The sequence below is a fragment of the Tepidicaulis marinus genome, from assembly GCF_000739695.1.
Taxonomy (GTDB): Bacteria; Pseudomonadota; Alphaproteobacteria; order Parvibaculales; family Parvibaculaceae; genus Tepidicaulis; species Tepidicaulis marinus.
In genome coordinates this window covers 86,102-106,147 of sequence record NZ_BBIO01000006.1, presented here as the reverse complement: position 1 = coordinate 106,147, position 20,046 = coordinate 86,102, and the positions used below count along the sequence as shown (strand labels likewise).

General features: G+C 61.5%; 14 protein-coding genes and 1 pseudogene. 7 read left to right on the top strand and 8 right to left on the bottom strand.

Going from position 1 to position 20,046, the window contains the following annotated elements; translation table 11 throughout:
- Nucleotides 1–6: 6 nt before the first annotated feature.
- From M2A_RS17735 to M2A_RS07410, 3 genes are all read left to right on the top strand, one after another.
- Complete coding sequence (locus M2A_RS17735) at nt 7–1,227, top strand: collagen-like triple helix repeat-containing protein (protein ID WP_081875460.1); 1,221 nt, start codon at nt 7–9, stop codon at nt 1,225–1,227.
- Nucleotides 1,228–1,810: 583 nt separating this feature from the next.
- Nucleotides 1,811–2,782: a collagen-like triple helix repeat-containing protein gene (locus tag M2A_RS18460; RefSeq protein WP_045445184.1), complete on the top strand. Its 972-nt coding sequence runs from the start codon at nt 1,811–1,813 to the stop codon at nt 2,780–2,782.
- Nucleotides 2,783–2,930: 148 nt separating this feature from the next.
- Nucleotides 2,931–4,673: a ShlB/FhaC/HecB family hemolysin secretion/activation protein gene (locus M2A_RS07410; RefSeq protein WP_197052871.1), complete on the top strand. Its 1,743-nt coding sequence runs from the start codon at nt 2,931–2,933 to the stop codon at nt 4,671–4,673.
- Here the strand turns inward: M2A_RS07410 and M2A_RS07405 are convergent.
- Nucleotides 4,670–6,034, bottom strand: a complete 1,365-nt coding sequence (locus tag M2A_RS07405; RefSeq protein ID WP_052379289.1) for a mechanosensitive ion channel family protein — start codon at nt 6,032–6,034, stop codon at nt 4,670–4,672. The two genes, M2A_RS07410 and M2A_RS07405, sit on opposite strands and share 4 nt — an antisense overlap.
- A gap of 187 nt (nt 6,035–6,221) precedes the next feature.
- Here M2A_RS07405 and M2A_RS07400 point away from each other — a divergent pair, with 187 nt between their 5' ends.
- Together M2A_RS07400 and M2A_RS17250 are read left to right on the top strand one after the other, a co-directional pair.
- Nucleotides 6,222–7,292: a phosphotransferase gene (locus M2A_RS07400; protein ID WP_045445181.1), complete on the top strand. Its 1,071-nt coding sequence runs from the start codon at nt 6,222–6,224 to the stop codon at nt 7,290–7,292.
- A gap of 120 nt (nt 7,293–7,412) precedes the next feature.
- A complete protein-coding gene (locus tag M2A_RS17250) occupies nt 7,413–9,362 on the top strand; it encodes a PAS domain-containing protein (RefSeq protein WP_081875457.1) in 1,950 nt (649 codons plus the stop codon).
- Here M2A_RS17250 and M2A_RS07390 read toward each other — a convergent pair.
- From M2A_RS07390 to M2A_RS07380, 3 genes are all read right to left on the bottom strand, one after another.
- On the bottom strand, nt 9,340–9,987 hold the full coding sequence (locus tag M2A_RS07390) for a glutathione S-transferase family protein (protein ID WP_045445178.1): 648 nt from the start codon (nt 9,985–9,987) through the stop codon (nt 9,340–9,342). The genes M2A_RS17250 and M2A_RS07390 overlap by 23 nt on opposite strands.
- Nucleotides 9,988–10,127: 140 nt before the next feature.
- Entirely contained in the window at nt 10,128–11,360 is a 1,233-nt protein-coding gene (locus M2A_RS07385) for an acyl-CoA dehydrogenase family protein (protein WP_045445176.1), read from the bottom strand.
- Between the two features lie 137 nt (nt 11,361–11,497).
- On the bottom strand, nt 11,498–11,932 hold the full coding sequence (locus M2A_RS07380) for a nucleoside deaminase (RefSeq protein ID WP_045445173.1): 435 nt from the start codon (nt 11,930–11,932) through the stop codon (nt 11,498–11,500).
- Nucleotides 11,933–12,078: 146 nt separating this feature from the next.
- Between M2A_RS07380 and M2A_RS07375 the strand changes: the two are divergent.
- Together M2A_RS07375 and rsmD are read left to right on the top strand one after the other, a co-directional pair.
- Nucleotides 12,079–12,936: pseudogene (locus tag M2A_RS07375) on the top strand (pseudouridine synthase); the annotation flags it as partial.
- 382 nt (nt 12,937–13,318) lie between these two features.
- Nucleotides 13,319–13,906: a 16S rRNA (guanine(966)-N(2))-methyltransferase RsmD gene (gene rsmD / locus M2A_RS07370; protein WP_045445170.1), complete on the top strand. Its 588-nt coding sequence runs from the start codon at nt 13,319–13,321 to the stop codon at nt 13,904–13,906.
- A gap of 3 nt (nt 13,907–13,909) precedes the next feature.
- Here rsmD and M2A_RS07365 read toward each other — a convergent pair whose 3' ends face one another.
- The 4 genes from M2A_RS07365 to M2A_RS07350 all read right to left on the bottom strand — a co-directional run bounded on the left by M2A_RS07365 (nt 13,910) and on the right by M2A_RS07350 (nt 19,961).
- Nucleotides 13,910–15,577, bottom strand: a complete 1,668-nt coding sequence (locus M2A_RS07365) for a methyl-accepting chemotaxis protein (protein WP_081875455.1) — start codon at nt 15,575–15,577, stop codon at nt 13,910–13,912.
- An 8-nt stretch (nt 15,578–15,585) separates the two neighbouring features.
- Entirely contained in the window at nt 15,586–16,608 is a 1,023-nt protein-coding gene (locus M2A_RS07360; RefSeq protein ID WP_045445165.1) for a cytochrome-c peroxidase, read from the bottom strand.
- Between the two features lie 165 nt (nt 16,609–16,773).
- Entirely contained in the window at nt 16,774–18,639 is a 1,866-nt protein-coding gene (mutL, locus tag M2A_RS07355) for a DNA mismatch repair endonuclease MutL (protein ID WP_045445163.1), read from the bottom strand.
- Nucleotides 18,636–19,961: a phosphoglucose isomerase-related protein gene (locus M2A_RS07350; protein WP_052379287.1), complete on the bottom strand. Its 1,326-nt coding sequence runs from the start codon at nt 19,959–19,961 to the stop codon at nt 18,636–18,638. Before M2A_RS07350 ends, mutL begins: the two co-directional genes overlap by 4 nt.
- Nucleotides 19,962–20,046: the final 85 nt, after the last annotated feature.

Below are 20,046 nucleotides of genomic sequence, written 5' to 3'. Positions count from 1 at the left end.
ATTACCATGCGCACGACCTTTACCCCACTTGGGCACCCTTTCTGGCGCGCCGCGCCATTGGCCTTTGCAATTTCATTTACGCTTGCCGCCTGCGGCAGCAGCTCCGACGGCCCCGGCGCTGGACTTGGCGATGGTGGCGGGGGCGGCGGTGGCAGTGCCGAGCCTGCGAGTGAAACGCAAGCGACAGAGAATATCGTTCAGGATGCAGCGACCATAACTCAAGGCGTTGGCCAAACCCTATTCCTTGCGGGAATAGCCGTCAGCCAGGAAGATCTGCCACTCGATCAGGAACTGCAAGACCACACAATCCATATGCTCGGTTCGACGGGTTCGGGCGTTTACCAAGTCAGCAAGGGGCTGGATGACGGACTGGGTTCTCTGGGAACAAACGATAATGCGGTCGGTACTACCGCGGCAGGAACTTCTAAAGCCGTTTCGAGCACAGGCGATGCTGTGTCCGCGTCTGGGAGAGCCGTTGCCGCACTCGATAGCCTGCCCGTTTTTCTGCAAGTTGAGGAAAACTCCGGCGCGTTAACGATGGTAGGTGAGAATATCGGTAAACTCGGTCTTCAGATATCGGAAGGCGCAGAAGGTGTCGCCCTGCAATTTGAAGACCCCGATAGCCCCCTCGGCAGCGCAAGCAGACAGCTCACGCTTGCCATTCGTCCGATAGTGGCGAACGTGGAAGGCACTACGCGGAAAGTCGGGGATGCAATCGTCATTGGTCCCATGGGTAGTGAGCTTCTTTCCGAAGCTGGCAGCGCAATCACAATGGCGGGTGATGAACTTGCCGATCAAAATGCAGCCTTCACGGGCGTCGCGCGGTCCGTCGGTGGTGCCGGCGCGTTGGTCCGTGACACAGGCGGCCTCATCTCCTCCGGCGAGGGATCGGGCGGCGGACTGACCGGCGGCGGCTTGCCGACCGATACGCTGTTGGCCGCGCTGAGCGGCGGGGAGGGTGCGGGCCTACCCACCGACGCCGTGCTCGGCCAGCTGACGGATAGCGGCTTGCCGACGGACGATCTCTTGGGCAGCCTGACGGAAGGCGGTCTTCCCACCGACCAGCTGACCGGCCTTGTCGGCGGCGAAGGCGCTGATCCTGTTACCGGCCTCGTCGGCGGACTGACGGGCGGCCTCAGCGGCGGCAGCGAAGACGGTGAGGAAGCCAATCCGGTGACCCGTCTGATCGGCGGGCTGACCGGCGGACTTAGCGGCAGCGACCAATAATGAAGATGGTGCAGGCGGCGATACGCCGCCTGCACCGCCTGCCTGCCCCTTCCCGTTGTACCCGGTTGCAAATCAGTAGAAGGCGTTCCGGCAAAACCAGGCATTGAGCGCTCGGGTTTTGCCATTTGCAAAAATGAAACAGGTGATTTATCAAAGAGATTGATCTTCGCGATTTATCACCGCACGATTTTTCCGGGTTCGGCTGCTTCTGTTGAGGCGGTTAGGGGGTCAGCACCGGCAAGCAAGTGCTCTGCTCCGGATGCTGATTGTTCTGATCATTAGTGATGCAGGAGTCGGCCATGATTGAACGAAAGCAAGTTTTCCGATCTTCCCCCTTCTTGCTGCTTTATGCAGCCTGCCTTTTCTTCTTGCAGGCTGCGCTGGCAGTACCGATTCAAGCCACGCCCTGGGCGGATCTGGTACGGACAGCAGCGGGTCAAACAACAATGGCAGCGGGTCCGGTGATGGGTCCGGCGGTCTGCCAGACGGCGGATCCGGCGGCGCGGAAGCTGAGACACTCGCCACCGAAAACCTTATCCAATCTGCGGGCGACACGACGGGAAGCATCGGCGATACGGTTACGGTGATCGGCGAAGGCATCAGCCAGCAGGAAGTTCCGCTAATCGGCGCCGTAACAAGCGGCACGGGCGGCATCATTATCGAGCTTGGCGAAGGCATCAACGCGCTGAGCACCGGTCTCAATGACGGCCTTGGAAACCTCAGCGAGAACGACAACGCAATCGGTACAACACTTGCCGGCGCGGCTGGCACCGTCGCCGAAACCGGCGAAGCGGTAAGCGAAGCAGGCAACACCGTGACTGCGCTCAACACCCTGCCCGTCTTCATGCAAGTCGATGAGACAACCGGCGCGCTCACCAAACTCGGCGGCACGGTCGGCGATCTGGGCGGCAAGATCACGCAGACCGGCAATGGTCTCGCGCTGGAGTTCACCGCCGAAGATGCACAGCTTGCCGGCCTGACAACCGAGCTGACCGGCGTTGTCCGCCCGCTTGTCATCAAAACGGAAGACACCACGCAGTCGGTCGGCGACGCTTTGGTCATCGGCCCTGCGCTTGGCGGCCTTCTCGATAAAAGCGGCGGCGCGGTCGTTGCGCTTGGCGGCGAACTGGGTAGCCAGCATGCAGCGCTTTCAGGTCTGGGGACCACGCTTGAGAGCAGCGGCCAGCTTGTCTCGGCAACCGGCGGCTTGCTGAGCAGCGGGGAGAGCGGCGGCGGCCTGCTCTCCGGCGGGCTCTCCGATGGGCTTTCGGGCGACCTGGCCGGCAATCTGACGAGCGGCCTGACTGGCGGCCTATCCGGCGGTGATTCGGGCGGCGGCACAGGGCTCGATGGCGGCACGCAACTGCTTGGCGGTCTTACCGGCGGGCTCACCGGGGCCCTAACCGGCGGCAGCGGCGATGAGAGCGGCGGGCTGCTCGGCGGCGGGCTCGATGGCGGCCTTGCCGGCGACACCGGCACAGGAGACGGTGAAGACGGTGGCGCCGTTGGCGGGTTGCTTGGCGGCCTGCTCGGCGGTCTTACCGGCGGGCTTTAAACGCGTGACGCTCTCCGTATCACACATCCTGAAGGCGCCGGCTCTGCATGCGGAGCCGGCGCCCCTTTCGTAAAATCTGTATTGTTGTAAATCCAGCCATAACCGGCACAATGGTCTGGACGCGGCGACCTTGGGAGGGGGGACCGGTATGCCAAATAGGCCTATGAAACTGCGCGGCGCAGTCAATGCAAGCGCGCGCACCGTCATTGCAGGATTGCTGCTTAGCGGGTTGAACACGCCCGTTCTTGCCGACGACCTGCCCGCCGTCATCGATGAGAAACAGCCGACGACATCGCCGCAATTGCGCGATGCGCTCGATATTCCGCTCGACCGCGAGGGAGCCGAAATCAATCTGCCGGATGCCCAAGGAGGGCTCGATCCAGACACGGTTATCCCCGTTTCTCATATCAAGTTTCTCGGCGGCAGCGTGTTCGATCTCGAACTGCTTGCCCAGGACCTCAAGCACCTGGTGGGGCAAGAAGCCCGGCTGGCGGACCTCGCCCTTGCCGCGCGCAAAATCACGCAGCGCTATCAGGAAGCCGGCTACCCGCTCTCCTACGCTTATCTGCCTGAAAACAATTTTGCCGACGGTGTCGTCACCATCGTCATTGTCGAAGGCCATATCGTGCGCACGGAAATCGAGATCGAAAACGAAGCGGTGGCAGAGCGTGTCGCCGATCTTGCGGACCGGCTGATCGGCGAAGTGCCGCTCACCCGCGCCACTTTCGAGCGCTATACCCAGCTTATGGAGCGTATTCCCGGCGCAAAGCTGACCATGCGCGCGCCGGTTCCCCGCACGGCCAATGGCGCGACAACCTTAAGGGTGGAAGAAAAAGAGATCGAGCGCTTCGGATTCGGCGGCTCGCTCGATGGCGGGGATGAAGACGACTTTCTTCTGCTTGCCAATGTCAGCACGCAAGGGCACACACCTTTCGGGGAGCAGTTGTCGCTCGCCGCGCTCGCCCCTATTGAAGACGAAGAATATTACGCCGCCGAATACCAACAGGAAATCGGTACGGACGGGCTGCGCATCACGCTCAATGCCAACCGCTTTGAAGGCGAGGACGACGATCAGGTTTTCGTGCTGGGACAGGCCATCAACGTCAATGAAGATAAGGTCCGCAACAAATATCATATCGGCCTTGCTTATCCCCTGGTCCTTAGGCGCGAGAAGACCTGGGACGTAGCAGGCGGTATCGATTATTACGATGAAGAATCGAATTACACGTTCTCGCTTCCCGGCCAGCCATCGGTGCGCGCGCAGCAGGAGCTGCGGTATACCGCCGCGGAACTCAACAGCGCGCTGCGCCTCATCAGTAAGGAGCGGCTGGTGGAACTGCGCGGGGAAATCCGCCAAGGCGTCGATCTCGGCGAGAACCGCAACACGGTCTCCCTTGGCGGCGTCACCAGTCAGCAGGCAGAGGACACGGAGTTTACCCGCCTTGCCGCCAATAGCCGCTGGGCCGAGCAAATTGCCGAGCGCTGGCGCGTGACGGCGCGGGCGGCTGGGTTCTGGTCGAATGACAGGCTACCGAGCCCGGAACGGGGCAATTATGGCGGCGCCCGTTTCGGCCGCGCTTATCCGGACGGTCAGGCGGAAGGGGATTACGGTTATGCGGGCGATCTCGAGCTGCGCTATATCCAGCCGCTCGGTATCGCCTGGCTGCAAACGTTCGAACCTTATGTCCTGGCCGATACCGCTCATACACGCTTCAACGACATCTCGATCGAGCACGATCTGACATCCGCGGTTGCCGGTTTCGAGATATCCGACACGAAGCACTACCGGCTCGGGATCGAATATGCCTATCCGCTGGGCGATGCCGATATCGAAACGGGCACGCGGGACGGGCGGATCAATATCCGCCTCAGCTGGAATTTCAACACCTAGCGCTTTCCGGCATCTTCTCCGGCACTGGGCCTGGCGCGCTGCATGATCGTCTCCAGTCCTTCGGCAGACACGATATGCAAATCGCGCTGCGGAAACGGAAACTCGATCCCGTTTTCATGAAAAAGATCCCAGATGCGCAGCCGCGCGTCGCTCATCGCGTTGACCGTGCCGCTTTCCGGATCTTTCAGCCAAATGCGCAGTTCCAGATCGACGGAGCTGTCCCCGAAACCGACAAGGCGCACGGCCGGCGGCGGGTCTTTCAATATCCGGTCGATCCCGTCTGCCGCCTCCAGCATCAAGTCCATGGCTTTGCGCACATCGGAGCGGTAGGAAATACCGACCCCGATTTTAAAGCGCACGATCTTGTCCGTATAAGACCAGTTGATTACCTGCTGGGTGATCAGATCTTCATTGGGAATGAGAAATTCCTTGCCGTCACGGGTGATGATCGCGACATGGCGCGCGCCCAGTTTTTCGATCCAGCCATAGGCGTCACCGATCTCGATTACATCGCCCGGTTTGATGGAGCGGTCGAGTAGCAGAATGATCCCGCTGATGAGGTTGGAAACGACTTTCTGCAAGCCAAAGCCGATGCCAACGCCAACAGCCCCGGAAAAGACGGCGATGGCGGTAAAATCGATGCCGACACTGGTCAGCGCCACCATCACGGCGAAAGCCAGGAAAAGAATATGGATGATCTTGCCGACCAGCACACGCGCGGAGGGCGTCACCCCGGCAAGCCGGCCGAGACGGTTTTCCAAGACGCGGGAAATCAGCGCGGCCACCCACATCAAAACGGCAAAGAGCAGCGCTGCCTGCACCACGCCCAGCAGCGACAGGCGGAACTCGCCCATCGAAAATCCCACCTGGTCCATAACCATCATCAGAGGATCGAGCCAGCCGACAATGGCCAGCGCCGTCACTGTCCACACGAAGCCTGCCAGCACCGGCGTCCAGGCGGAATCCTTCAGGATCAGGACGGCGAATTTGATGATGATCCACGCCGTCAAGAGCTGGGCGGCGATGCGCGAGACATCGGGTGAGAAACCGGCCTGCAACAGGCCGGCATTCATGGTTCCCAGCAACAGCAAGGCGGCAAGAGCGGGCGTAAGTTCGGCAAGCCGCTGCAAGCGCATATGAACCCAGTACCCGGCTTTGATCTTTCCGGCGGCGGTATAAAGCAGCGGCAGCGCCCATTTGCGCATGGCCCAGAAAACGGCTGCGGCCACGGCCACGGCGCCGAGCGCGGCGGCCATATCGAGACTGAGAAATTCCTCCCGCCCCCAAAGCAACAGGCGCTCCAGCCACGTCTCTGCCTTACCCGCGAATGCGTTCAAGGTTTCCTGGTCGATATTTTCCATAGCTCCAGTCGAGCATGAGAAAAGGGCACTGTCGAGCCCTTCACCGCCGCCAGGCCGGGCTCTTCCTGCCGCAAGGGCGCCCTCGTTTCGCGCAAAAGCGCGGGGCCGGTTCCGGCGAACGGCTTTCGCCTCGTCCTCGCGCGTGCTAATTGTCCCCTAACGATATTTCAGCCTTGGAGATGAGACTATGACGCAAAAGGGTCAGGCCGCCGCCGGTGAAATCGTCGAGGTGCGCGAGGCGCACCGTTTCGACGAAAAGAAACTGGAGGCCTATTGCCGGGAGAATGTGGAAGGCTTCGGCGGCGAGCTAAGCGTGCGCCAATTCCAGGGCGGCCAATCCAATCCGACCTTTCTGCTGGAAACCAGCGGCACCGGCGGCGGCAAAAAATATGTCTTGCGGAAAAAGCCGCCGGGCAAACTGCTTGCCAGCGCCCATCAGGTGGACCGCGAATACAAAGTCATGAAAGCACTCGCCGCCACCGATGTGCCGGTGCCGAAAATGTATGCGCTCTGCCAGGACTCGGAGGTCATCGGCACCGATTTCTACATCATGGAACATCTTGACGGGCGCGTGCTGCGTGACCCGACGCTGCCCGGCATGAGCGCGGGTGAACGGGCGGCCATTTACGACCAGATGAACGATGTGCTGGCGCGCCTTCACAGCGTCGATCTGAAAGCGGCGGGGCTTGAGGATTTCGGCAAGCCCGGCAATTATTTCGAACGCCAAATCGGGCGCTGGACGAAACAATACCGCGCCGCTCAGACGGACAATATCGAAGAGATGGAACATCTCATCGACTGGCTGCCGCAAAACATCCCCGCCGATGACAGCGTGAGTATCGCCCATGGCGATTACCGGCTCGAAAACACGATGTTCCACAAGACAGAGCCGCGCATGATCGCCGTGCTCGATTGGGAACTGGCCACCATCGGCCATCCGCTGGCCGATCTTGCCTATAATTGTATGCTCTATCACATGGAGACGTTTTCCCAGGGCACGCTGATGAATGTGAATTTTGCCGAAAGCGGCATCCCGGCGGAGCAAGACTATGTCGCCGATTATTGCCGCCGCACGGGCCGGGAGGGCATCGAGAACTGGAATTTTTACCTCGCCTTCTCGATTTTCCGCCTCGCCTCCATCGTCCAGGGGGTCTACAAGCGCGGCCTCGACGGCAATGCGAGCTCGGATAAAGCCACCCAATATGGCGAAGTTGCAGGCTATCTCGCCCGCACGGCCTGGGATTTAGCCAAACGCTAGAGGAGCGTTAAAACCGCGTTAATGCCGCTCACGAAGTTTTCAAGATTCCTTTACCGCTCTTTCCGTAAGCTTCCATGAGACCCGGAATTATTCGGGCATCGCGCGGAAAGGGGCAATCGCGTGTCGCGGAGGAATTTTCCCATACCGCCGGACGGTAAGGAGCGCCGGCGGCAAACCGGGTTCCATGAAACCCTCGTGGCCAATAGCGGCGACGTGTGCACCATCCTCGATGAGGACGGTGTCATCCGCTATCACAGCCCGGCCATAGCGGAAATTCTCGGTTATCCGCAAAACGCGGGGCTTGGCGTCGCCGTTGCCGACATCGTGCACAAAGACGACCGGAAAAAGATAGAGACCCGCATACAAGAATGCCTGGCCACGCCTCATAGCACTTTTATCGAACGCTTCCGCCTGCGCCATGCCAATGGCCAATGGCACTGGCTGGAAGGGCGTGCCCGTAACCTGATGCATGAGCCGAATATTCAGGGCTTGTTGATCGTCTCGCGGGATGTCAACGAACTTGTGCGCCTGCGCGATCATATCGAGCATATCGAGTCGGAAGCGCAAATCGCTTTATGGCGCTGGGAGAAGGGCAACCCCGCCCCTTTCTGGACCCCGACCTTGGCGCGTATGTTCGGTTATGAAAAGCCGCCCTATTTCGCGGATGGGCGCTGGAATATCCACCTCATTCACCCCGAAGACCGGGAAAGCTCGCTCGCGCAATACCAAGCAGCGGCAGAAGAAAAACGCGCCTGGTTCGTGCGCCAGCGTATGCTCTGCGCGGACGGCACTTACCGCTATTTCGATATTCATACCTATTATGAAAGCGACCTGACCGGCGAGGTGGTGGCGGCGGCCGGCGTCATTACCGACGCGACCGACATGGTGGGCAAAGAAGAAGCGCTGCTGCGAAACGAGCAGCAGAACCAGCTCATTGCCCAGCACGCCATCGACATGATTGCGCGCCATGCCCCATCAGGCGCGCTGACGTTTATTTCCCCTTCCGTCGAGCGCACGCTCGGCTTTACGCCGGAAGAGGCCGTTCAGCACAACATTCTGGCCAAAGTGCATCCCGATGACAGGGCGTCTTTCTTTGCCGGGCTGGAGGAGATGACGAAGTCCGACAAGAGCGTCACATTGACGTTCCGCCTGCCCCATAAGAACGGTCACTATGTCTGGCTGGAAACGACGCTCCAGCCGCTGCGCGACACCAAAAGCGGGAAACTTCATGAAGTGCTGGCCATTTCCCGCGATGTGAGCGAGCGCAAGCGCTATGAAAGCGAGCTTTTGCGCGCCCGCGAGCGGGCGGAAGCGGCCAGCCGCACGAAATCACAGTTTCTGGCCAATATGAGCCATGAGCTGCGCACCCCGCTCAACGCCATTATCGGCTTCTCGGATATCATCCGTCAGCAGCTTTTCGGGCCCATCGAAAACGAAAAATACCGCGAATATATCGACCTCATTCATGATAGCGGCTCACTGCTTTTGGAGCTGATCAGCGACATTCTCGACATGTCCAAGATCGAAGCGGGCAAGATGCAGCTTCATATGCAGTCCACCTCGATCACCGATCTGGCGGAAGCCTCCATCCGCATCATCAGCGCGCGGGCAGAGGAAAAAGGACAGAACGTCACGCTGACCATTCACCCGGTGGTTGAAGAAACGCCGTTTGTCTGCGACGAGCGGGCGGTGAAGCAAATTTTGCTCAATCTTCTCTCGAACGCCGTGAAATTCACGCCGGAAGGCGGGAATATCGCCGTTGAGGTGGTGCGGGAAGGTTCCTCCATCGCCATCGAAGTCGCCGATAGCGGCATCGGTATTCCTCAGGAGCAATTGCCGCGCCTGACGCGGCCCTTCGAGCAGGTCGCCTCCGAATCCCATATCAGCCATGAAGGGTCCGGCCTCGGCCTTGCGCTCGTCAAAGCGCTGACCGATCTGCATGGCGGGAAACTTTCCATCGAAAGCGAGGAAGGCGCAGGCACGAAAGTGCGCGTGACACTGCCGCTCGCGCCGACCGGCCAGCTCGATCTCCTTGAGGAATTGGGGATCAGCGTCCCTGCATCTGATTGAGCGCGCTGTCGAGCTCACCGATGACGCGGGCGGCAATCGGGTCTTTCTGCATTGCCTGATAATAGGCTTTGATGTTCGGAGCGCGCGCCAGAATATCCTCATAACCGAACATCGGACTGATGCGCTCGGCAAAGAACAGTACGGGCACCAGCGCGCAATCGGCAAGCGTCAACGTGTCGCCCACGGCATAGGCGCTGCCGTCGAGATAGGCATCCAGCCAGCCGAGCCCTTTTTCCAGATCGCCGCAGAACTGATCGCATACGCATTCATCGCGCGCCTGCGGATTGATTTGCCCGAAGAGATGACCCATCGGGGTCATGACATAAAGATCGGCAAGGCGGCACAGAAGGCTCATTTCCACCCTTGCCTCGAGCGCCGCCGGCAGAAGCGGCGGCTCGGGAAACTTGCCTTCCAGATATTCACAGATGATCTGGCTTTCCGGGATGATTTTTCCATCCGCATCAAGCGCCGGCACTTTATGCATCGGCGTCAGCTTGGCGAATTCCTCGGGCGGGATGGTGCCCGGCATTTCCAGCAATTCCACGTCCAGATTTTTCGCATAAATCTGCATACGGCAGCGCGCGGCATAAGGCGAGAGCTGGGCATTGTATAGTTTAAGGATCATCGGGTCCTCCTGAACGGCGCGGCAGGGCTTGTGCCGGCTCGTTCCTCAAGAGCGCTGCATTATCCCCGAATACAGCCTGACGCCAAAACGGCCGGGCTTATGTGGGCCCGGCCGTCCTGTCATTCAATAGCAATCCGCACTCACTCGGCAGCGGCTTTCAGCTGCTCACGGAATTTCTTGAATTCAAGCTGTGCGATCGTGCGGTTATGCACTTCATCCGGACCGTCAGCCAGACGCAGCGTGCGCATGCCCGCATACATCTTGGCAAGGCCGAAGTCGGAGGTGACGCCGCCGCCGCCATGGGCCTGGATCGCATCGTCGATGACTTTCAGCGCCACGCGCGGCGCGGCCACCTTGATCATGGCGATTTCGGCGCGGGCCACCTTATTGCCCACCGTGTCCATCATATAGGCCGCTTTCAGCGTCAGAAGACGGGCCATTTCGATGTCGATACGGGCTTCGGCAACGCGCTGCTCCCAAACCGAGTGATCGGCGATCTTCTTGCCGAAAGCGGTACGGGTGAGAAGGCGCTGGCACATTTTCTCCAGCGCGCGCTCGGCAACGCCGATGGTGCGCATGCAGTGGTGAATACGGCCTGGTCCAAGGCGGCCTTGCGCGATCTCGAAGCCGCGGCCTTCGCCGAGCAGCAGGTTTTCTGCCGGCACGCGAACATTTTCCAGGATCACTTCGGCATGGCCGTGCGGGGCATCGTCATAGCCGAAGACCGGCAGCATACGAACGATCTTGATGCCCGGCGTGTCGAGCGGCACCAGAATCTGCGACTGCTGACGGTGCTTTTCGGCATTCGGGTCGGTCTTGCCCATCACGATGGCGATTTTGCAGCGCGGATCGCCGACGCCCGAGGACCACCATTTGCGGCCATTGATGACATATTCATCGCCGTCCCGCTCGATGCGGGTTTCGATGTTGGTGGCGTCCGAAGAAGCCACAGCCGGTTCCGTCATCAGGAAGGCGGAGCGGATCTTGCCTTCGAGCAGCGGCTCCAGCCATTCTTTCTTGTGGCGGTCGTTGCCGTAACGCTCGATCACTTCCATGTTGCCGGTGTCGGGCGCGGCGCAGTTGAAAACTTCGGACGCCCAGCCGACACGGCCCATGATTTCGCAAAGCGGCGCGTATTCGAGGTTCGTCAGCCCGCCGCCACGCTCGGATTCGGGCAGGAACAGGTTCCACAGGCCCTCTTCCTTCGCCTTGACCTTCAGATCTTCGATGATCTGCGGCACCTGCCAGCGGTTCTGGCCGAAAGCTTCCATCTGCTCGTTATACGTCTTCTCGTTCGGATAGACGTATTGATCCATGAACCGGTTCAACCGGTCCTGAAGTTCCTTGGTTTTATCGGAATAAGCGAATTCCATTCCGTCTCCCCTTTGGTTATGGCGGGCGTTACCCGCCCTGTTGCTAATGTCGATGGGCCGACCATACTCCTTCTGCCCGGCCAAATCACGCAAAAGGCGGATTCAATCCTTGTGGAAAAGGGCAAAAAAGGCAGATTTCAGCCCCGTTTATCCGCAAAAAACGCCTTAAGGAGCTCCGCCGCCTCCCGCTCGCCGATCCCGCCATAAACATCCGGGCGGTGATGGCAGGTCGCTTGGGTGAAAAACCGGGGCCCGTGGTCGACGCCGCCGCCTTTGGGGTCCTCGGCGCCGTAATAAAGCCGGCGGATACGGGCGAAGGAAATCGCGCCCGCGCACATGGCGCAGGGCTCCAGCGTCACATAAAGATCGCAGCCGGTCAGCCGCTCGGAGCTGAGCGCGCGGGCCGCCGCCCGGATGGCTAGAATTTCGGCATGAGCGGTCGGGTCCTTGTCTTCCAGCGTGCGGTTGCCTGCCGCCGCCAGAACCTCGCCCTCCGGCCCCAGGATAACGGCGCCCACCGGCACCTCGCCGCGCGCCGCCGCCGCCCTTGCCTCTTGAAGGGCCCGTTGCATGGGGCTTACCGGGGGGCTTACCGGGGGGCTTACCGGGGGGCTTACCGGAGGCTTCACGCGCGCACCTTCTTTTTCACGATACGAAACATTCAAAGACCCTGCCGTCCTCTCTCGTCTGGCGTCAAGCTTCCTGCTATGAAGAGCCCATGACAGACAAGAAGCGCTTTTCCCGGGGCAGCCCCCGCACATTCTCCAGCCGCCCTGCTGCGTCCAGCCCCGCATCCAAAGCAGGGCCCAAAGCGGCTTCGGCCAAAGGCGCGCCTGCCGCTGCCGCCTCCACCGCCGCAAAAGGCGCTCCGAAGAGTGAACGCATCGCCAAGGTGCTGGCCCGTGCCGGCATTGCCTCGCGCCGGGAAGCGGAACGGCTGATCGAGGCGGGGCGAGTGTCCTTGAACGGGCAAAAGCTGGCAAGCCCCGCGATCAATGTCACCCGGCGCGACAACATCGAGGTCGACGGCAAGCCCATCGCGGGCGCCGAGCCCACCAAGGTCTGGCGCTATCACAAGCCCCGCGGCCTCGTGACGACCCACAAAGATCCGCAAGGACGGCCCACCGTTTTCGACGCGCTGCCCAAAACGCTGCCGCGCGTCATCTCCGTCGGCCGGCTCGATGTGAACACCGAAGGCCTTCTGCTTCTGACGAATGACGGCGAGCTTGCCCGCCACCTGGAACTGCCCTCGACCGGCTGGACACGGCGCTACCGGGTGCGCGCCTTCGGCAAGATCGATCAGGTGGCCCTCGATGCGCTCAAAGACGGCATCGAGGTGGAAGGCGTGCGCTACGGGCCTATCGAGGCGGTGCTCGACAGGCAAAAAGGCTCCAACGTCTGGATCACCATGAAGCTGAAGGAGGGTAAGAACCGGGAAGTGAAAAACGTTCTCGGCGCCCTCGGCCTCACCGTGAACCGGCTGATCCGCCTTTCCTACGGCCCTTTCCAACTCGGCGATCTGGAAGAAGGCACGGTGCGCCAAATCCCCGCCAAGGTGCTGCGCGAGCAGATGGGCGCGGAAGGGGCGGATGTCTCCATGATCCAGGACGAGGAACCTGCCGCCACCCGCGCCGCCCACCGTCCCGGCATGCCCGCCCGCGCGCCCTCCAAAGGCAAGCCTTACCGCATCGGCTATAAGGGCAAGAATCCGGCGGCTGCCGGTAAAGCCCCCGCAAAAAATGCACCGGGTAAAGACACGGGCAAACCGGCAGGGCAAGGGCGCCCGCGCCGCGCCTCCAAGCCTTCTCATGTGATGGATGCGCTTTTGGAGGAAACCCCGCGCGGCAAGTCCCCATCCCGCCTGAAATCTCAAGGCAAGCCGCAAGCCAAACGCCCGGCGAGAGCCCCGGCCAGAGCCAAAGACGGGCAAGGCGGCAGCGATAAGAAAGGACGCCCGGATGCGCATCGTCGGCGGCGCCCTTAAGGGCCGGTCCCTGGCGGCGCCGAAAGACACGCGTATCCGCCCGACCACGGACCGCACCCGCGAATCCCTGTTCAACATCCTCGCCCATGCCGAAGCGATCGAAACCGATTTCGAGGAATTACGGGTGCTAGATCTTTTTGCCGGCACCGGCGCGCTCGGCTTCGAGGCCCTGTCACGCGGGGCGGCTTTCGCGCTTTTCGTGGACGATCACCCCGCCTCGCGCGGCCTCATCCGCGAGAACGCGGATACGCTCGGCCTGATGGGCTGCTCGAAGATTTATAGGCGCGATGCCACAAAGCTCGGCCCCCGGCCCGGCAGCGTGGGCCCGGCCTTTCATATCGTTTTCGCCGACCCGCCTTATGGCAAGGGGCTTGGCGAAGAGGCCCTTCTAAGCGCCCTGGAAGGCGGCTGGCTCGCCCCCGGCGCGCTCATCGTTTTGGAGGAAGCCAAGCGGGCGGATTTTAGCCCGCCCGCCCCCTTCACGTTTCTCGACCGGCGCGATTACGGCGACACGTCGCTCTTCTTTTTGCGCGCGCCTCTTGATCCCGGCGGCGGCGACTAACCTTTAAGCCGCGCGGATCTTGTCCAAGAAGACTTTCACGAATTGATCGATCTCCTCGGAGCGGACCATGAGCTGGCGCGCGCTTTCATGGGTGCGCCCGGCAAGGTCGGTTGCTTTCGAAGCGCTGTCATTGACTTGCGCAAGATCGCTGACGACCTGCTGCGTGCCGCGCGCCACATCATGCACGGAGCTCGTGATATGGCTCGTGAAGGTCGATTGCTGCTCGATGGCCGCCTCGACCTCCGTCGAGACCTTGCCAAGCTCCTGCATCGCCTCGCGGCTTTCGGTGATCTTGGTGACGGAAGAACCGAGCACCTTCTGCAATTGGTCGATCACCGCGCGCACTTCATCGGACGCATTCTGCGTCTGTGTCGAAAGCGCTTTTACCTCGGAGGCGACGACGGCAAAGCCCTTGCCGAGCTCGCCCGCCCGCGCCGCTTCGATCGTGGCGTTGAGCGCCAGAAGGTTCGTCTGATTCGCGATTTCGGTGATGAGCCCCATCGCTTCGGAAATCCGGTCCACCGCGCGGGTGAGCTCTTCCACCTGCTCTTCCATTTCCCGGGTGCGCGCATCGGCCTTGCGCACGGTCTCGTTGGTGCCGCGCATCAGATTGCCGATATTGGTGATGGAGGTCAAAAGCTCGTCCGAGGAGCTTGAAATCTCCCGCACATTATCGCCCGCCGCGCGCGCGGCGGAGACGACTTCTTCCGAACGCCCTTTCGCATCGCCCACCGAATGGGACATATCCTGCGCCGTTGCCTCCATTTCATGAACGGCGGAGGACAGCGATTTCAGGACATCGGCAATCTGCCCATGGAAATCCTTGATGAGCGCGTCCATCTGATTGGCGCGTTTTTCCTTCTGCGCGCGCTCGCGGTCCGCCTCCTCCCGCATCTCGCGCTGCTCGACAAGCGCCGCCTTGAAGCGGCCCATCGCCCCATCGAGAAGGCCGATCTCATCGTCGCGTTTGAGCGTGCCTACCGCTACATTAAGATCGCCCTTGGAAAGCGCGTCAGCGTCCCGGCCAAGTGCAATAAGGGGCGAGGAAATATTATGGGCCGTGCGCCAGGCCATGACGCCGCAGCCGAGCGAGAGAAGACCGCCGAGCCCCAGCGCAATCAGAATGGAGCGGGTAAAGGCGCTTTCCGCCGCACTCATTTCGTCTGTCACGTCGGCGGCAATCAACTGGCGGAACTCTTCAATGGCGGTATGAATCTCGCCGCGCTGCCGGTCGATGAGATGCGAGGTCGGCACCTGCCCGCTCTGATCGAGCCCGAGCACGATGCGCACATTGGCCTGCCAGGCAGAAACAAGACCGGCCAGCACATCCGCCTTTGCGCGCGCCTCACTGGAGACCGTCAAAGCTTTGAGCGCGTCGATGGCACCGCTCAAGGGCGCGATTTTCGTCTCGTAATTCTGCCGGATCGTCTGCGCGCTCTGGATCGTGTTCATGGCCAGCACATCGGCGACCGTCGCATCCGCGCGCTCGAACTGGCCGAGCAGGGAAAGGCTCTGGCGGGAGCTCGAAAGCCCCTTCTCCGCCGTTTCAGCCAGGCTCGAAAAGCCGCTTTGCGCCGTCCAGACGAGAGCTGCGGCGGAGACGACCGCCAGCGCGATGACCGCGAGAACGGGCATCAGAATTTTAAATCGAACGGATTTCGTGTCCAGCATGGCAGACCTCAATTCGGCAGAAGCGGGGTTGTGTTGACCGTACGGTCGGCGGTGAGCGAAAGCAGAAAGGCAATGAGCTCTTTCTGTTCGTCCTCGCTGAGGTCAACAGGCTGCATTTCATTGGCAAGCGAAGGCCGGGGAATACCGCCGGACATGTAATGAATGATGACGCTTTCAAGGTCCGGCACAGAGCCGTTATGCATGAAGGGCGCGCGGTAGGTCAGGTTGCGCAGGCCCGGCGTCTTGAACGCATGCTTGGCTTTCAAATTTGCCGGCTCGAGCGCCGCGCGGCCTTCATCTTCCGTCGGCAGACCGATATCGTGAAACTTGTTGTCGGTGAAATTCCATCCCGTATGGCAAGCCGCGCAATTGGCTTTGCCGGTGAAAAGCAGGAAGCCGCGCTTCGCCTCTTCGCTGATGGCATTTTCCTCGCCGTCCACCCAGCGGTCGAAAGGCGCCCAGCCGGAGACAACCGTGCGCTCATAGGTGGCGATGGCGGTGAGAATATTCTCGCGGGTCACGCCCTCATTCGGGAAAAGCACGCCGAACCAATGCTGATATTCAGGCACTGCTTCAAGATCCGGCACGATGTCGTGAAACTTGCCGTCCATTTCCGCCGGTGTGCTGATGGGCCCGGCGGCCTGCTCTTCAAGGCTCGCCGCGCGCCCGTCCCAGAAATTGGGGCTCACCCAGGCGGCGTTCAAAATCGTCGGGGAATGGCGCGGCAATTTCGTGCGCAGCGCCCCGACCGACAGGTCCACCGGCGCTTCATAGCCAAAAGAAGGGTTGTGGCAGGTCGCGCAGTTCATGTTCTTCGCGCCGGAAAGGCGCGGATCGAAGAACAGCATCTTGCCGAGCGTTGCCAGCTGCGGGCTGTAAGGCGCGCGGGCCGGAAAAGGAATGGCCTCCGGGCGCTTATATTGCGCCTTGAGCGCCTCCGGCACGGCTGCCTCTTGCGCCTGAAGCGCGCCCGCGCCAGCGCAGACCATGGCTACCGCCACAAGAAGACGTGTCAGAAATTTTCCTGGCATCAAAACCCCCACCCTTGTGCCCTGCGCGCCTGGAAAGACGGCAAGGCAGAACCTCTAGCCGCCAGCTTCCGCCGGGGGTTCTTGTCCTTTCGTAAATTTTGAGGAGGCATAACAGAAACGTGATCCGATTACGGATCGATGGGAAATCCTTGCCGGGTCTGGGTTTCAGCGCCGCCCGAAAAGCCGTTCAATATCGGATAGTTTAAGTTCGACATAGGTCGGTCTGCCATGGTTGCACTGACCGGAATGGGGTGTTTCCTCCATCTCCCGCAAGAGCGCATTCATCTCTTCCCCGCTCAGCCGCCGCCCGGCCCGCACCGAGCCGTGGCAGGCAATAGTGCCGCAGACATCTTCCAGCCGCTCTTTAAGGGAAAGCGCCTCATCAAGTTCGGTCAGATCGTCTGCAAGGTCGCGCACCAGCGCCTGCACATCGAGCTTGCCGAGAATGCCCGGCACCTCGCGCACCACGACCGCCCCCTCGCCGAACGGTTCCAATACAAAGCCAAGTTCGGCAAGCTCTTCGGCCCGCGCACAAAGGCGCTCGGCGCCGTTCCCGTCGAGATCGACGACTTCGGGAATGAGCAGCAATTGGCGCGGAATGCCCCGCGCCGCCATGGCCTTTTTCATCCGCTCATAGACAAGGCGTTCATGGGCGGCATGCTGATCGACAATGACAATGCCATCCGCCGTCTGGGAAATCACGTAAGTGGCGTGGAGCTGGCCGCGCGCCACCCCAAGCGGATAATCTGCGCTGCCGGGCACTTGCTGCTGTTCTTGCGCCAGGGCGGGCTCCACCCGGGCGCTCTGGCCGAGCCCGGCAAAACCGGCTTGCGCCTCAGCGCCCGGCCGGCCGGCATAGGCGTAAGAGGCAGGCGGCACGGAAAAAGAGGAGGGCGAGAGCGGATGGCCCTGCCAGGGCGCCGCCCCCGGCGCATTGAAGCCCGCGTCATCGCGCGCCAATGGCTCCGGGCGCAGCGCCGAAAGCGCGGTCTCAGCAACGGTGGTGGAGGCGCGATGGCCGGCTTCGGTGAGCGCCAGGCGCAAGGCGCCCACGATCAGCCCGCGCACCAGGCCTGCATCGCGGAAGCGGACTTCGGTTTTCGCGGGATGAACGTTCACATCCACTTCCGCCGTGTCGATATCGACGAAAAGCGCGACGACGGGATGGCGCTGGCGGGCAAGAAAATCCGCATAGGCCCCGCGCACCGCGCCCACAAGCAGCTTGTCGCGCACCGGGCGGCCATTGACGAAGAGATATTGATGCTGAGCCGTGCCGCGGTTGAATGTCGGCAAACCCGCAAAGCCTTCCAGCCGCACCCCTTCGCGCACCGCCTCGATGGGCAGCGCGTTGAGACGGAATTCCTCGCCCATGATCCCGGCAAGCCGGGCAAGCCAGCCCTCCTTGCCCGGCGCTTCGGCAGGCAGGCGCAGCAAATGGCGCCCTTCGCTGACGAGGGTGAAGCCGATTTCCGGATGCGCCATGGCAAGGCGTTTCACCACGTCGGAAACGGCCTGGGTCTCGGCCCTGTCCGACTTCAGGAATTTCAGCCGGGCGGGCGTGGCAAAGAAAAGATCGCGCACTTCCACCCGCGTGCCGATGGGCCCTGCAGCCGGTTCGGCCTCCCCCACCGTGCCGCCTTCCACCTCGATGCGGCAGGCGGTTTCATCCGCGCTCGGGCGCGAGGTAATGGCAAGCCGGGCCACCGCGCCGATGGAAGGCAGGGCCTCGCCCCTGAAGCCGAGGCTTGCGATATTGAGCAAATCCTCGCGGCCCGCCCCGTCCAGTTTCAGCTTGGAAGTCGCATGGCGCTGCACGGCAAGCGTGAGTTCCTCCGCATTCATGCCGCAGCCATCGTCGCTGATCTGGATGAGGTTTTTGCCGCCTGCCGAAATGGTGATGTCGATATGGCGCGCGCCGGCGTCGATGGCGTTTTCGGTCAGCTCCTTGACGGCGCTGGCCGGGCGCTCGACGACCTCCCCCGCGGCAATGCGGTTGATCGTGCCTTCTGAAAGCTTGCGGATGCGACTCATGTGGCCATTGTAGCCAGATATTCGCGCGCCAGAACCTTTCCTTCTTCCACAGCCGGCTGATCGAAGGGATCGACGCCCCACATATAGCCGGTCAAGATCGTCTCAATCATGAAATGCATGAAAAGCGCGCCGAGCCCGCGCTCATCGAGGGCGGAAAGCGCGATTTCGCGCACCGGACACCCTGCCCGCGACAGGGTTTCTATGGTGGCGCGCTGCTCGGCCTCCACCAAATCGCCGATCCGGCGCCCGGCAAAAAGCTCAAGCCCGCACTCCCTGGCAAGGGCGGCAGAAACCTCAGGCCCTGTGCCTGCCGCCGGGGCGGTGATGATCGTGAAGGCCTTGTCTTTCGGGCCTGCCAGATAAAGCTGAAGCTGGCTGTGCTGATCGACCGGGCCGAGGCCGAAGGCCGGCAATGTGCCGCAGCTTTCCTTGCCAAGGCTCTCTCCCCAAAGCTGGCGGTACCAGAGGCCGAATTTTTCAAGCCGGGAGACATAGGGCCAGAGAATATGGATCGCGGTTTTCTGAAAGGAAACCTGCGCATCGCAAAGCGCGGCGCCTTGAACGGGCGCGGCGTCATCGCTTTCAAGCACACCGTTCAGCACGCCAAGTGCCCCTTCGCGCACCTTGGCCCCATCGAGGCCCATAAGCTGCGCGGGCAGAAGCCCAACATTGGAGAGAACCGAAAAGCGCCCGCCAATGCCGGTGTGATGATCCAGAAGCGGAAAGCCCCGCGCTTCGGCAATTTTACGCAGCGGGTTTTCCTTGCCGGGTTTCGCCGGCTCCGTCAGCACTGCAAAATGCTGGCTCATATATTTGCCGCCGCCTGCCGCTTCGATGGCGCTCATGGCGGCAAGCATCTGCATCAGCGTTTCGGCGGTGCCGCCCGATTTGGAGATAACGAGAAACCGCGTGCTGCGCAAATCGAGCCCGCTAAGCACCGCCTCCATGGACCCGGCATCGAGATTGTCGGGAAAATGAAACCGCGGCGGCGCCTCGCCGCCGCTGGCCGCAGGCAAGTGCCCAGCAACATTCCAGCCCGTTAGCTGCGCCAGCGCCTGCGCCCCGAGGCTGGAGCCGCCGGTGCCCAGCACCACAAGATCGGAGGTGTTTTTCAAAAGATGGGCGGCCACCTCTTCCATCGCGGCAAGATCGGTGCTTTCGCGCGCGATGGTCAGCATGGCAAGGCCGCCCTGCTTTACCTCGGCGCGCAGCCGCTTGGCAGCCTCGCTTGCCCGCGCCAGATGATCCTTGAAAACGATTTCCGGCAGGCCTGCGCTTTCAAGGCAGCGAGTGATCTCATGATGATATGGCAAAAAACTCATCCCGGTATGATCTTGCGCAACGGCCCCAGACGCCGCTCCTCAAAATCCTACCCAAAAGACCCGCGCGCAACCAGCCCGGAACAGA